12 protein-coding genes and 1 pseudogene are annotated in these 14,362 nt (G+C 56.8%); 7 read left to right on the top strand and 6 right to left on the bottom strand.

Features of this window, described 5'->3' with window-relative positions; genetic code table 11:
• Nucleotides 1-19: 19 nt before the first annotated feature.
• On the bottom strand, nt 20-934 hold the full coding sequence (locus OCV64_RS13885; RefSeq protein WP_262670360.1) for a LysR family transcriptional regulator: 915 nt from the start codon (nt 932-934) through the stop codon (nt 20-22).
• 278 nt (nt 935-1,212) lie between these two features.
• On the opposite strand from OCV64_RS13885, the gene OCV64_RS13880 reads away from it, so the two are divergent.
• From OCV64_RS13880 to OCV64_RS13855, 6 genes are all read left to right on the top strand, one after another.
• Nucleotides 1,213-2,391, top strand: a complete 1,179-nt coding sequence (locus tag OCV64_RS13880; RefSeq protein WP_262670359.1) for a M20 metallopeptidase family protein — start codon at nt 1,213-1,215, stop codon at nt 2,389-2,391.
• Nucleotides 2,392-2,443: 52 nt separating this feature from the next.
• A complete protein-coding gene (locus tag OCV64_RS13875) occupies nt 2,444-3,991 on the top strand; it encodes an ABC transporter substrate-binding protein (protein WP_262670358.1) in 1,548 nt (515 codons plus the stop codon).
• Nucleotides 3,992-4,130: 139 nt separating this feature from the next.
• On the top strand, nt 4,131-5,108 hold the full coding sequence (locus OCV64_RS13870) for an ABC transporter permease (RefSeq protein ID WP_147572110.1): 978 nt from the start codon (nt 4,131-4,133) through the stop codon (nt 5,106-5,108).
• The gene (locus OCV64_RS13865) at nt 5,105-5,998 is read left to right on the top strand and encodes an ABC transporter permease (RefSeq protein ID WP_147572111.1); all 894 of its coding nucleotides are present in this window, start codon (nt 5,105-5,107) and stop codon (nt 5,996-5,998) included. The genes OCV64_RS13870 and OCV64_RS13865 overlap by 4 nt, the downstream gene beginning before the upstream one ends.
• 10 nt (nt 5,999-6,008) lie before the next feature.
• On the top strand, nt 6,009-6,992 hold the full coding sequence (locus OCV64_RS13860) for an ABC transporter ATP-binding protein (RefSeq protein WP_147572112.1): 984 nt from the start codon (nt 6,009-6,011) through the stop codon (nt 6,990-6,992).
• Nucleotides 6,989-7,951, top strand: coding sequence for an ABC transporter ATP-binding protein (locus OCV64_RS13855; RefSeq protein WP_147572113.1), 963 nt, complete (start codon nt 6,989-6,991; stop codon nt 7,949-7,951). The genes OCV64_RS13860 and OCV64_RS13855 overlap by 4 nt, the downstream gene beginning before the upstream one ends.
• A 231-nt stretch (nt 7,952-8,182) precedes the next feature.
• Here OCV64_RS13855 and OCV64_RS13850 read toward each other — a convergent pair whose 3' ends face one another.
• From OCV64_RS13850 to yaaA, 5 genes are all read right to left on the bottom strand, one after another.
• Nucleotides 8,183-10,846: an ABC transporter permease gene (locus tag OCV64_RS13850; protein WP_262670357.1), complete on the bottom strand. Its 2,664-nt coding sequence runs from the start codon at nt 10,844-10,846 to the stop codon at nt 8,183-8,185.
• Nucleotides 10,847-10,859: 13 nt separating this feature from the next.
• On the bottom strand, nt 10,860-11,528 hold the full coding sequence (locus tag OCV64_RS13845; RefSeq protein ID WP_147572115.1) for an ABC transporter ATP-binding protein: 669 nt from the start codon (nt 11,526-11,528) through the stop codon (nt 10,860-10,862).
• A gap of 113 nt (nt 11,529-11,641) precedes the next feature.
• A complete protein-coding gene (locus tag OCV64_RS13840) occupies nt 11,642-12,544 on the bottom strand; it encodes a sensor histidine kinase (RefSeq protein ID WP_262670356.1) in 903 nt (300 codons plus the stop codon).
• Nucleotides 12,544-13,203 carry a response regulator transcription factor gene (locus OCV64_RS13835; protein WP_147572116.1) on the bottom strand — a complete coding sequence of 220 codons (660 nt, stop codon included), beginning with the start codon at nt 13,201-13,203 and terminating at the stop codon, nt 12,544-12,546. The genes OCV64_RS13840 and OCV64_RS13835 overlap by 1 nt, the downstream gene beginning before the upstream one ends.
• Before the next feature lie 23 nt (nt 13,204-13,226).
• Nucleotides 13,227-13,988 (bottom strand): peroxide stress protein YaaA, encoded by a 762-nt coding sequence (gene yaaA / locus OCV64_RS13830; protein ID WP_262670355.1) that lies wholly within the window; start codon nt 13,986-13,988, stop codon nt 13,227-13,229.
• A gap of 117 nt (nt 13,989-14,105) precedes the next feature.
• Between yaaA and OCV64_RS13825 the strand changes: the two are divergent.
• Nucleotides 14,106-14,362, top strand: a pseudogene (locus tag OCV64_RS13825) (hypothetical protein); the annotation flags it as partial.

Below are 14,362 nucleotides of genomic sequence, written 5' to 3'. Positions count from 1 at the left end.
TAAAAACACGATGACCAACTCATGTGCCTGAAATAGAGACCTTCTTTCTTGGAGGCAGGGCGGGAAGCAGGTCATAAAAGGCTTTAGCCGCCGGGTTAGTGTTATACTGGAGCATGGTGATATAAAACATAGCCTGGAGAGAGCTGCCAGTGAGAGGAAACACTCGGAAATTGGAGTCGAGCAGCTTCTTCTGCCCGGCGGTGATCAACGCCACTTTGCGGCTGACCTGAACCGTGAGTTTTTTGGCCTCGTAGGTGTTGACCACAAGGGTGCTGTTGGGGCGGAATCCCAGGAGAGAGCAGCTTTCAATAAAGTTTTTGGGAGATTTTGGACCGCCGGACTCCTGATGAATGACAAAATCCATCCCATTGAGATCCTGGGGGTCCAGCTTGTCCTTGCTAGCCAGGGGATGGCGTTTGCTCATCATCACATAGATATCAGACCGCTTGATTTCCTTATAGATGGTGCCCTCTACAGTGCCGGGGCAACAGGACAGGGAGAAGATGACGTCGAGAAAGCCATGGGCTAGATGGTCCACAAGAAGGCTGTAGTTATACTCCAGGCAAATGAGCTCCACTTTTGGGTAACGCTGAACAAACTGCTCCATGGAGGAGACGACAAGCTCACGCTCGGCGGAGGGACCGAAGCCGATGCGTAGCACCCCTTCATATCCATTGGCGATTAGACGGGCTTGCGCGGCGGCCCGCTCTAGCCCCTCGGTCAGGAGGACAGCCTCTTGGTAGAAGGATTCGCCGGCTGCGGTCAGGGATACGTTTCGGTTGTCACGGTAAAACAGTTGGAAGCCCAGTTCACGTTCTAGGGAGGAGATATAGCGGCTCATGGCCGTCTGAGCAATATGGCACTCATTGGCGGCCTTGGTAAAATTTAAATGCTTGACCGCCGCGATAAAATAGATAAGTTTTTGTGTGTCCACAGCCAAAACGCTCCTTCCTGTTCGTTGGGTCGCATAGATCAGAAATGTTTTAGAATATTTGAATATTATACTGTAAAACCGGGGAGATTGCAATATTCTCTTGATCTTGGCTCAGTAGCTTGGTGGTGCTATGATAGACAAGGAAGGGGAGAAAGGGATACTTTCTATGCAATTAGCGGCTGATGCCATACATTTTCGATATTTTACAAGAAATCAGGATTATGGTACTTTTGAATAAAAATAGACTGCCTAAAGAAGTATCAGTGGGGTGAATTGCCATGCAGCGGTACCTAAAGCGCGCAAAGGAGTTAGAGTCGGAGATCGTAGAGAACCGCCGGAAGATCCATCAGTTTGGTGGAATTGGGTTCGATATTCAGGAGACTTCGGATTTCGTATTTGAAAAGTTACAGAGCTATGGCCTGCATCCTCAGCGGATGTGCGGCACTGGTATCGTGTGTACCATCGGCTCAGGAGGGAAGACCATCCTGCTGCGGGCGGACATGGATGCCCTGCCAATCCAGGAGGACACTGGCTTACCCTTCGCCTGTCAAAACGGCACGGCCCACGCCTGCGGACATGACATGCATACGGCTATGCTCCTGGCCGCGGCTAAAATGCTGTCTGAGACCCAGGACGAGCTGAAGGGCACCGTCAAGCTAATGTTTCAGCCAGCGGAGGAGGCCTTAAAAGGAGCCACCGCCATGATGAAGGCTGGTGTGCTGGAGAACCCTAAGGTGGACGCTGCCTTTGCCATTCATGTGACTACGGGGCACGAGAATTTCCCCACTGGCAGTATCCAATATGTCCGTGGGGTTGCCTTTGGGGCTTGCGATATGTTCCGTATCACAGTGAAAGGGAAGGAGTGTCACGGGGCCTATCCCTGCCGGGGCATTGATCCTATTAACATCGGAAGCCGTATTGTCACTGCAACTCAGGAGCTGGTATCTATGGAACTGCCCGCTACGGAGGAGGCTGTCATCACCTTCGGAAAATTCCACTCCGGCGAGGCATCCAATATTATCCCCTCAGAGGCGGTGCTGGACGGCACCATCCGCACCTTGTCCAAGGAGGCGAGGACCCTGCTCAAGACCCGCTTCAAAGAGATCGTAGAGCAGACTGCTGCCACCTTCCGGGGACAGGCCATCGTGGAATATCCTCTGGAAACCGGTTTTTGTATCACTGACCCCGACCTCTTCGACCAGTTGAAGCCCACGCTCTGTGCTCTGGCGGGGGAGGAGATGGTCCAGCAGATTGCTCCGGTCAACGGCAGTGAGGATTTTGGTCCTATCAGTGAGATCATTCCCACAGTGTATGTCTGGATGGGGGCCGGAACCCCCAGTGAAGGCTATCCAGAGAAGGTGCACAGCCCACGTACCAAGTTCTCTGAATCAGTCCTGCCCCTGGGCGCGGCTATCCATGCGACAGTGGCGGTAAATTGGCTGGCCCAAAACGCCTAAAACAGCGCATTACTTTATATCAAAGAAGTGAATTGAAAGGGAGGAACTCAATATGAAGAAAAGAAGACTGTTCAGCCTTCTGCTGGCGGCCGCCATGTCTCTGGCCCTGGTGAGCTGTGGAAACGGCGGTGACACCAGCGGGAACGGAACTGCCGACGGCGGGAACGCCAGCCAGGTGGACGCGGATGGCGACGGGTACAAGGACGCCGTGAAGCTAGCCATTTCTACGGATCCCAACCTGGACCCGTGGCTGACCGGTATGGCCTATGACTTGAATGTAGGCCGCCAAATCTATGATCCCCTCTTCCGGGAAGGAGAGAACGGTGAAGTAGAGCCCTGGCTGGCCGAAGGCTATGAGATGGTGGATGATACCCATATCAAACTGACCCTGCGCAAGGGCGTCAAGTTCCACGACGGCAACGAGCTGACCACAAAGGACGTCAAGTTCTTCCTGGACAACATTGAAAGCAATGCGTCCGCGGCTTCTCGCTTTGTGTGTTATGACACAGCGAATACTGAGATTATCGACGACTACAACATGGTTGTGGCTCTGAAGTACCCTTATGCTGAGGGCGTCTACCTGATGACCCGTATGTATATCCCCTCCTCTGCCGCCTTCGAGAGTATGGGCGCGGACAAGTTTGCCACTGCTCCTGTGGGTACGGGCCCCTATAAGATGACCCGCTGGGACACCGCAAGTGAGATTGAACTGGACCGTTTTGACGAATACTGGAACGGCCCCGCCGCTACCCCGAAGCTGCTGTTCCGTGTCATCCCTGAGGCGTCCAGCCGCATGATCGAGCTGGAGACCGGTGGCGTGGACTTTGCTTACTCCATCTCTACCTCTGATTATGACCGCGTGAAGGAGACTGAGGGCCTGACTCTGGTAGAGGGTGACTCCTCTCTGTTTACCTCCTTGACCTTCAGTATGCAGGAGCCTCTGTTTGAGAACAAGGACGTGCGCTACGCCTTGTGCTATGCCATTGATAAGCAGTTCCTAATCGACACCTGCTATGGCGGCTATTATACCATCATGGACACTATTTATCCCAAGATGCTCTTTGGTGCCGAGGAAGTGGGCACTGTCCCCTTTGATCCTGACAAGGCGAAGGAGCTGATGGTGCAGGCCGGCTATCCCGACGGCTTTGATATCACCCTCCATGTGGTGGGCGAGGCTGAGAAGCGGGTCTGTGAGGCGATTCAGAGCATGTGGCTGCAGTATCTGAACGTCCGGGCTGAGATCATCCAGATGGACTACGTCAACTTCGAGGCTGCCGGCAATAAGTACCAGGCTGCGGTCCGCACTGGCGCCGCCACCAACCTGACCAGCGCTCTGGTCATCTACAAGACCTCCTTCGGCCGCACCCTGCAGGTGAATGACCAGTATCTGAACGATCTGGTCGAGGCGTCTGACCAGCAGACCGACCCCGCCAAGCGGCTGGAGATGGTCCAGGAGATCCAGGAGTATGTTTATGACCAGCGATATCAGATGGCCATTGCCAACGCGCCCATGGTGTATGCTATGAACGACAAGGCAGAGGGCTTTGAATTCGATATCTTTGGCGCTCCCTTCCTGGCCACCTTCCGCGTGGGCGTCTGATAAGCTCGTTGCGGACAGAGCGAAATGTGAGAAATGCCGCTCTGGGACGGCGGTCTACCTGAAAGGGAGACCGCTGACCGGAGCGGCTTTTCTGATTCGCAGCCAAGCGGAATGAACGTATGTAGGGGGGTATAGACCTTTGATCAAATATATTGGAAAGCGTCTGCTGATGATGATTCCAGTGCTGCTGGGCGTGGTGCTGGTGGTATTCAGCATGATGTACTTTTCTCCCGGCCGGGCCGCCGACTATATGTTGGGCGACATGGCCACAGAGGAGGACAAGCTGGCCTTTGAGGAGCAGAATGGCCTGAACCGGCCTTTCCTGGTCCAGTATGTGGACTATGTATGGGATGTGCTCCATGGAGACCTGGGAACTTCATACAGCAACAAGCGCCCGGTGCTGGACGAGATCCTGGCCCGCTTCCCCAACACTCTGATGCTCTGCTTTGTCAGTATGGTCATCGCTACGGTGGTGGGGGTCACTTTGGGCATTATATCAGCGACAAAACAGTATACCCTGTGGGATAACCTAGCCCGAGTCGGGTCTATCGTGGGCATATCCATGCCGAGCTTCTGGGAGGGCATGATGCTCATCTTGCTGTTCTCGGTGGGGCTGGGGTGGCTGCCTCCTTCCGGCTTTACTTCCTGGAAATGCTGGATTTTACCCGCTGTTACCATTTCTACGGTGCCCTGCGCGACTATCATGCGGATGACACGCTCCAGTATGCTGGAGGCGATTCGCCAGGACTATGTCCGGACGGCAAGGGCTAAGGGGCAGAGCGAGCGGGTGGTCATCTGGAAGCACGCCCTGAGAAACGCCCTCATTCCCGTGATGACGGTCATTGGACTGAACTTTGGCCGTCTGCTGGGCGGTATTGCTATCTGCGAGGCCGTCTTCGCCGTCCCTGGCGTGGGCAAGCTGATCGTGGATGCCATTCCCATCAAGAACACGCCGCTGGTCCAGGGTGGTATTCTGTTTATCGCCTTTGCCATGTCTATCATTAATCTGATTACCGATGTGCTCTACGCATATGTGGATCCCCGGATCCGCTCGCAGTATGTCCGGCGCAAGGCACCCAAGAAAATGGCCGCCGTGGAAGGAGGGGAGAGTAAATGAGCAATGCCGCTACCGCTGTGCCTGAGACACGGCTGAGAGGCAGGGCAAAGAACAGCCAGACGCGGGAGATTATCAGCCGCTTCATGAAAAATAAAGTGGCTGTAGCTGGATTTTTCATTATTCTGCTCCTCGTTTTTTGCGCCCTTTTCCCCTCACTTATTGCACCCTATTCCTATGAAACCATGAGTACGGGTCCGAGCTTTGCCAACCCCAGTGCGGAGCACCTGTTTGGCACCGACGAGTTCGGCCGTGATATCTTTAGCCGCGTCATCTACGGGACCCGTACCTCCCTGGCCATCGGGCTGCTGTCCGTTCTTATTGCCTGTGTCCTGGGTACCATTTTGGGCTGTATCTCAGGCTATTATGGAAACCTGACCGATAATCTGATTATGCGGGCCGTGGATATTCTGCTGGCTATCCCCAACTTGATGTTGGCCATCTCCATCGTGGCCGCCCTGGGCCGCAGCCAGACCAACCTGATCCTGGCTCTTGGAATTGGCGCCACCGGCGGTTTTGCCCGCGTGGTCCGTGGACAGATCCTTACCGTCAAGGAACAGGAGTACATCGAGGTGGCACGCGCCATCGGAGCTAGTGACTTTCGCATTATTTTTTGCCATATCCTGCCCAACTGTCTGGCGCCTATCATTGTGCAGATTAGCATCAGTGTGGGTTCCTCTATTTTAGGTGCTGCCGGTATGAGCTTTATCGGACTGGGTATCGCGCCTCCCAACCCCGAGTGGGGCGCAATGCTGTCCGCAGGCCGCAGCTTCTTCCGAGACCACTGGTTTGTGGAAACATTCCCAGGCCTGGCCATTATGCTGGCTGTCTTTGCCTTTAACCTGTTCGGAGATGGCCTACGGGACGCTTTAGACCCCAGACTGAAGACTTGAGGTGAGCATGATGAGTGAAAAACTGTTAGATATTAAAGATCTGGCCGTTCATTATGCCTCCGGTAAGGATACGGTCAAGGCCGTCAACGGTATTAGCTTCAGTCTGGAAAAGGGAGAGTCTTTGGGACTGGTGGGTGAAACCGGGGCCGGTAAGACCACCACCGCCCTGGCCATCATGGGTCTGGTGCCCAATCCTCCAGGAAAGGTGGTCAACGGTGAGATCCTTTTTGAAGGGGAAGACCTGCTCCAAACCAGCCAGGCTGATATGCGTAAGATCCGGGGCGCCAAGATATCCATGATTTTTCAGGACCCCATGACCGCTTTGAACCCGGTCCTTACTGTGGGTGAGCAGATCTGCGAGGTCATCCACCTTCATCAGAATATCCCCCGGACAGAGGCAACTCAGAGGGCGGTCCAGATGATGGAGTTGGTTGGTATCGAAGGGAGCCGCTACAACGACTATCCTCACCAATTTTCCGGCGGTATGAAACAACGTATTGTGATTGCTATCGCCCTTGCCTGTAACCCGGAGCTGCTGGTGGCCGACGAGCCCACCACTGCCTTGGATGTAACCATCCAGGCCCAGGTGCTGGACCTGATTGAGAAGCTGAAGGCCGACTTTAACACCTCGCTGCTTCTGATTACCCACGATCTTGGCATTGTGGCCGAGGTATGCGACAAGGCTGCGATCATGTACGCCGGACGCATCGTGGAGTATGGCAATCTGGAGCATATTTACAACAATACTAAACATCCCTACACCGTAGGTCTCTTCGGATCTATCCCAAACTTTGATGAGAATGTCCGTCGGCTCAAGCCTATTCCGGGACTGATGCCGGACCCCACCCGGTTGCCTGAAGGCTGTGCCTTCGCACCCCGCTGCCCCCATGCCACTGATCGGTGCCGCCAGGCTCCTATTCCAGTGGTGGAGGTGGAGCCTGGGCACCTGGTGGAGTGCGTCCTATTTGAACAGCAGGGGGTGGCTGGAGCATGAGTGCGCTGCTGGAAGTCAAAAATCTGAAAAAATATTTCCGTACCGCCAGGGGCACCCTTCATGCGGTGGACGATGTTTCTTTTTCCGTCGAGGAGGGCAAGACCCTAGGTGTGGTAGGCGAATCGGGGTGTGGTAAGTCTACCCTGGGCCGCACCATTCTCCGTCTACATGACGCCACAGAGGGTCAGGTGCTCTATCAGGGGCGGGATATTACCCAGGTGAACCGCCGAGAACTGAAGCAGCTCAGGCAGGATATGCAGATGATATTCCAGGACCCCTTCTCCTCTCTGGACCCCCGTATGTCCGTCAGCCAGCTGATTGCGGAGCCGCTGATTATCTATAAAAAGTGCTCCTCCAGAGCTGCGCTGATTCAAAAGGTGGAGGAGCTGATGGACACCGTGGGACTGGCCCGCCGCCTGGTCAACACATATCCCCATGAATTGGACGGAGGCCGCCGCCAGCGTATCGGTGTCGCCAGAGCCCTGTCCCTGGACCCTAAGTTCATCGTCTGTGATGAGCCGGTTTCCGCCCTGGACGTGTCCATTCAAGCCCAGATCCTGAATCTGATGCAGGACCTGCAGGAGGAACGGAACCTGACCTATCTCTTTATCACTCACAATATGTCAGTGGTGAAGCATATCTCCGACCGCATCCTGGTCATGTATCTGGGTACTGTAGTAGAGCTTGCTGACGCACAGGAGATGTTCCGGAACCGTCTCCATCCCTATACCAAGGCCCTGCTGGCAGCGGTACCCATTCCGGCCCTGCGGGAGAAGCAGCCTCGCAAGCTGCTGAAGGGGGAAATTTCTTCTCCCATCGACCCTAAACCTGGCTGCCGCTTTGCCAGCCGATGCCCCTATGCCACAGAGCTGTGCCGGACCCAGTCCCCTGGGCTGGAAGAGGTCCTGCCCGGACACTATGTGTCCTGCCACCGAGTTAGGGAGATCAATCAGCTTTGAATGGGAATAGGACCGGCACGACTTGGTTTTCCATGAAAGCAAAGGCCCCGCACAAAGAAGTGCGGGGCCTTTGCTGTAGAATTTTTGATACAGGTAGCTTGGCAAGAAGAATAGACGCCCCTTCCAAAAAAATACAGCCCTAAATGTCTGCTGCGCATCTGGGGCTGTATTTATATTTGCTGGCTTACTCCAATCTCCAGCTCCTGCGGTCGGGGAAGGAAATCATATTCCCTATTCGGAATCCCGCAGACGCTCCACGATGGTATGCTTGGCTACTGAGCGGTATACCGCCAGAGGGACAAGAGAGCCCAACAGGGCGAATACAGGGGCCGTGGCCAGGATGGGGGCTAAGGTGAAGCGGTAGGTGAAGAACCAGAACATGCTCTGCAAGGCGGAGAAGGCAATCGGGCCCAATACCAGGGTCAGCACCAAGGCCAGGAGCACCGAACCAAGGGCGTACAGCAGCCCCTCCCATACCAGCATCCGCTTGAGCTGTCCACCTGTCATGCCGATGGACTGGAGGACGGCCAACTCCCGCTTTCGGGTGATGATGCCGGTGAGGATCGCATTGAAAAAGTTCAGCACCCCCACCAGTCCAACGATGCCGCTGAGGGCCCCGCCTAGCAGTAGGAACATGGAGCGCATCCCCTCGAACTCCGCGGCATAGGTAGACTTGCTCTCATAGTCGAACTGAGGATTCACATTCTCCGTGTAGTCCGCCAGGAAGGACTCCATAGCGGGGTTGGCCTCATCCGTAGTGTCGAAGGCATAGTACATGACGCTGTCTGTGCCCGTGTCCTGGATAAAGGTCTGGTCGTTCATAATAAACTCGTCCGCCCCGTAATAGCGGTAGCTCAGGGCCATGGGCACCGTCACCAAGGCGGCCACCTCGTACTCGATATCTCGGTACTTTACGGCCCGATCCACCCAGTTGGCGCCCTCGGGCACATTCTCCCAGGGGCCATATATCTCGCCAGTGTCAGGGTTATAATACTCGTACTCTTCCACATAGCGCAGGGTGACTGTGTCCCCCAGCCGGGCCCAGTGGGAGTCCATCTCGGGCTGACCATAGTCGTCGTCACTATACACAGCGGCCACATACCGCCCGCCAGGCTCGTTGAGCTTGGACAGGTCCCCCGCCAGCACTGTCAGGTGGTCCAGAGGGAACTGCTCCATGCCGTAGAGCTGCACCCGGTCGGCCAGCAGGCCCTCCTCGTTCCGGTCCATGAAGTGGACCTTGCTGTCCAGTTGTTCCGGGGTGTTCCATTTGCTCCAGACGGAGCGGTAATACTCCTCGGTGATGAATTCCAGAGCGGAAGAGGTCTTGCCGTAGACCAGGCCGCCGTCAGTGATGCCGCCCTGGGCGTCGATGGCGGAAATGACGTCCTCGGTAACATCCATCTCGCTGTTGTAAGCGTCACCGCCAGTCTGGAACTGGCCCGCGTCGGCCACGATAAAGTCGCTGGCGGTGAAGTTGGATACATATTTGTCCATGTCAAAGCCGTTGGTAAAGGTGACCGTCACAGTGAGCAGCACCACGGCCAGGGATAGGGAGAGGACGGTGACCGCGGTCTTGACCCGGTTCCGGCCCAGGTTGGCCTGGGCCATAGAGAGCAAGGAGACGCCTTTGGCGTTCCTCTTTCCTCCATGCCGCACCGCTCCGCCCTCGGCGTATCGTACCGCCTCGATGGGGGACACCCGTGCGGCCATCCGCCCAGGCTTGCGGCAGGAGATCAGAACCGTGACCAGAGCGAACAGGGCGGAGGCCACAAAGATAGCCGGGTTTACTGATACCACGTTGGACACTGCGTTTAGTTGGCGGATGATCACCGGGGTGAGCTGTCCCCCCACCAGCCAGCCCAGCAGCAATCCCAGAGGGATGCCCACCAGAGACAGGGCCAGGGCCTGGTGCCGGATGATCCGGCGGAGCTGCCGAGGGGTGGTGCCGATGGTCTTGAGCAGGCCGTAGAAGCGGATATCGTTGGCCACTGAGATCTGGAACACATTGTAAATAATGAGATAGCCGGTGAAGATAATGAGGAGCAGGATCGCGCCGATGGCCAGCAGGAGGGTGGGGTCCATGCTGCCGGAAAGCTGGGCGCCGGTGTAGCCCCAGTTGACACCGGTGTGGATATAGCCCGGCTGGGTGGAGCTCTGACCCTGATAGCCGTGGTTGGTCAGGATCTCCTCTAGGTCGCCGGCGATGTTCCGGGCCCCATTTTTCAGCATCACGTCCAGATTCCAGGAGCCGGTCATGCCGTCTGTGGTCTGGCCCGGCACCACGCCGGTCTCTGCCAGGACGGCGTCCACCCGGCTCTCCGGGATGAGAATGTGGTTGGCCACGATGGCCTCGTCGTGCTCCCACCAGCCGCACAGGGTAAAGGTCTGGGTGGTCGTGCGGCCGTCCACATCAAAGGTGACAGTAAATTGTTCCCCCAGTTTAGGTTCTACTCCCAGCAGCTCCAACACATGGGTATCAGTGGCAGCCTCATTCGTGCCCTCCTGGGGCAGACGGCCCTCCACTGGGTCGCAGAACTGCCAGTGGGCCTCGTTTGCATCGGACCAGCCAATCTCCACATGTGACTTGTTGAAGGGCATCTCGCTGGGCATACCCAGAAAGCGCCGCAGGCCCCACTGACCGATGAGAGGGTCGTCCTTCAACTGGTCAAACTGTTCCTCCGTCAGGTACTTGAAGCCGCCATGGGAGAAGCCGCCCACCTGGCGAAAGTTGTTCTGCTGGATGCCGTCGTTAATGGACATGGCAATGGTGAACAGGGAGGTGAATAGCACCGTGGTCAAAGCGATGGCCAGCACCGCCACAATGTTGCGGGTGCGGTTGGCCCGAAGACTCCTGTGAGAGAGGGTCCGGATACATTTGCCATTGGATACCTTCATAGAGCCCACCTCCTCACCGTGCCACGATCCTGCCGTCCTCAATGCGAACGATGCGGTCGGCTAGTTGGGCGATCTCCTCGTTGTGAGTGATCATAACGATGGTCTGGGCAAATTTTTGACCGGTGACCTTCATCAGGGAAAGCACATCCTGACTGGTCCTGGTGTCCAGATTACCCGTAGGCTCGTCTGCCAGGACAATGGCCGGTTTGGTCGCCAGGGCCCGGGCGATGGCCACCCGCTGCTGCTGGCCTCCGGAGAGCTGGCCAGGGAGATTTTGGAGCTTGCTCTCCAGGCCCAGAGCGGAGATGACCTGCCCCACGTACGACTCGTCAACCCGGCCCCCGTCCAACTGGATGGGCAGGACGATATTTTCGTACACGCTGAGTACCGGCACCAAATTGAAGGACTGAAAGACGAAGCCGATTTTCCGCCGCCGGAAGATGGTCAGGGCTTCGTCCTTCAGGTCAAAAATCTTCTGCCCGTCTACGGTGACAGAACCGGAGGTGGGCCGGTCCAGACCGCCCAGCATATGGAGCAGGGTGGATTTCCCGCTTCCTGAGGTGCCCACGATAGCTACAAATTCCCCGTCCTCCACGTTCAGGTCCACTCCGTCCAAGGCTTTTACCAGAGTGTCGCCAGAGCCGTAGTATTTTCTTAAATCCTTGGTCTGTAAAATTGTCATTGTGATATCTCCTTTATGGAAAAGTGGGGGCGTATGCCTACGCTCCCCACTATACCAAGACAATCTTTCCACAATCTTTCTCAAATCTTTCACTGTTGTAAGATTTGAAGATTTTATTCCTTGGGCAGATACAGGGAAAACCGACTCCCCTGGCCGGGGCTGGAATTGAGGCGGATATATCCGCCCTCACGAGTTACCACCTCTCTAGCCAGATAGAGGCCGATCCCGAGGCCCTCCTGGTCCCGGACGGCCTCGCCCCGGTAGAAGCGGCCAAAGATGGCCCCCTGTTCTCCCTCCGGGATGCCGGGGCCATCGTCCTCTACCTGAATGGCGCAGAACAGCTCGAACTCCCGGACGGAGAGGGCGACCTTGCCCCCCTGCGGGGTGTATTTCAGGGCGTTGTCTACGAGGTTGTAAAGGGCTTCCGCAGTCCACTTCTCATCAAACCTGGCCTGGGCAAAGGTGGGCTCCGCCGTGAGGGAGAGCCCCCTTTCCCTGGCCTTATGCTGCCCCTGGATCAGAACCGCGTCCAGCAGCCGCTGGACGCCATGGACCTGTGGGTCCATGGCAAAGATGCCCGTTTCCAGACGGGACGCCTTCACTAAGGTCTGAATGAGGAAGGACAGCTTTTCCCCCTGCTGGGCCAGTACGGCGGCCTGCTCCGCCTGCTCCGGAGGCAGGTCCCCCTCGGCCAGCAGGGAGGCGTAGAGCAGGATATTGGCAATGGGATTCCTGGTCTGGTGGGAGATGTCGGAGATCAGCGTCTGGACGACCTCCCGCTCCCGCTCCAAATTTCGGGTGGAGGAGGCGGAGCCATTGAGAAACCGGGCCAGCTTGGCCTCCAGAGAGGAGGGAACGGATTCGTCAAAGGCGTTTTCCCGAAAGCTTCCGTCCACAGCGGCGGACAGCATTTCATCCAGCCGCCGGAGGGTCCGGCGGCCGCTGTACCACTGGTACAGGCCGAAGCCCAGGCCCAGAAGGGCCAGTGCTAAACAGACATAGCCGCCCGCTCCCATCACTGGATCTCCCAGGTGTAGCCAAGGCCATATACCGTCTTAATGGGGGCGTCCCCCAGTTTGGCCCGCAGGCGGCGCACCGCCACCGACAGAGCGTTTTCGTCCACAAACTCGCCCCCATCCCATACTCGATCCAGGAGCTGCTCCCGGGTCAAGGTCTGGCCCCGGTGTTCCACCAGCAGACGGAGCAGCCGCTGTTCCGTCTTGGACAGCTCGATCGCCTCTCCGTTCCGGGAAAAGGCCATGCCCGCAAAGTCAAAGGAGAAGGGGGGCAGCTCCACCACTTCGCCTCTGGGGACGGCCCCCCGGCGGAGCAGATTGTTTACCCTGGCCCGGAGGACAGCGAGGGAAAAGGGCTTTGTCACATAGTCGTCCGCCCCCAGCTCCAACCCGGTCACCTGGTCGCTCTCCAGGTCGTTGGCAGTGAGGATGAGAACGGGTACCTGACTCACAGAGCGTATCTCAGTCAGCAGTTCCAGGCCGTTCCCGTCGGGCAGATTGAGATCCAGAATAACCAGGGAGATGGGTAGCTGGGCGAACAGCCGGCGGCCCTCGGCCAGAGTCCGGGCCAGATGGGGCTCCCGGTCCCCAGCAGCCAGGGCCAGGGTGATCCCCCGGCCAAGTGCCTGGTCGTCCTCAATGAGCAAAAGATGTTCCATAGGTCCTCCGTGTTCCAGAAAGCTCAGTCCTCTTTGACCCTGGCCTTCTTGATAAATACATAGTGAGTGGGGGTGGACCGCTCCTGGGAGAAGGAGTACCCCAGACGGTCAAAGGCTTGCATGGCCTCTGGGCTCTCTGACAGGTGTTCGGTGAGATAGCGGACCATTTCACCACGAGCCATTTTGCACTGGGTGCCCTTTTCCAGTACCCGGCCCTCCCTCAGTTCCCCGAAGGTACAGGAGATGACGGTCATTCCCTGTGGCAGATGGTCGGTCACCGCTCGGCTGTATTCCCGTGAGGCCAGATCGACCAGAAGGTCGTCCTCCTCCGCCAGCGCCTGGGCTAAAGAGGGACCCCAAAACTGGTACAGAGACTGACAGCCCGACCCGGCCAGTCTGGCCTGCATCTCCAGCCGGTAGGGGGTGACTCCGTCGAAGGGGCGCAGCACCCCATAAAAGCCGGACAGGATGCGCAGATGCCGGTCTAAATAGTCGAACTGCTCCCAGGAGAACAGGTGGGGGGCCATATAGCGGTACTGGATGCCCTCATAGGCCAGGACTGCTGGAGTGAGTCCTTCCTCCAGCTCCATATGCTGGAGCCGCTCATAATTGAGTGAGGCGATGGCGTCATTACAGCGCCACAGGGCCTTTAGCTGGTCGTAGGACATGGTTTTCAGCCAGTCACAGAGCAGCCGGGTCCGATCCAAGAACCGGGGGAGGCCCCGGATCTCCATGGTATCCGTGTCCACGTTCATTTTCTTTGCCGGGGAGATGATCAGCTTCATAATATCCCTCCTTGGGACAGTATAAAACAGTTTCAGTAAAAAGGAAATGGGAATTGTAATTTTAGGGGGAAGAGGTTAAAATAGGACCGGACAAATAAAACTGAGGAGGGATTGGTCATGCGTCTGCAAGGCGCTATTTTTGATGTTCCAGACACTCTGCTGGACCGAGAGGGGAGACCGCTGACCGGGCTAATGCCCTTTTTGTCCCTGCTTCGGATGGAGGGGGTGCTGCTCTATCTGGTTTCTGAGGAGGAGCGGCGCGCGCTCCAGCCTAAGCTGGAAGCCGCGGGACTGGCCGCCTACTTCCGGGGTGTATTGTATACTGGGGAACAGGGGAGACGAATAGAGGACCCGGAGCTCTATGAGAAATGTGT

Origin of the sequence: Muriventricola aceti, from assembly GCF_025567565.1 — a bacterium.
GTDB lineage: Bacteria > Bacillota > Clostridia > Oscillospirales > Oscillospiraceae > Lawsonibacter > Lawsonibacter aceti.
This window is presented reverse-complemented; position numbering and strand designations above follow the sequence as displayed.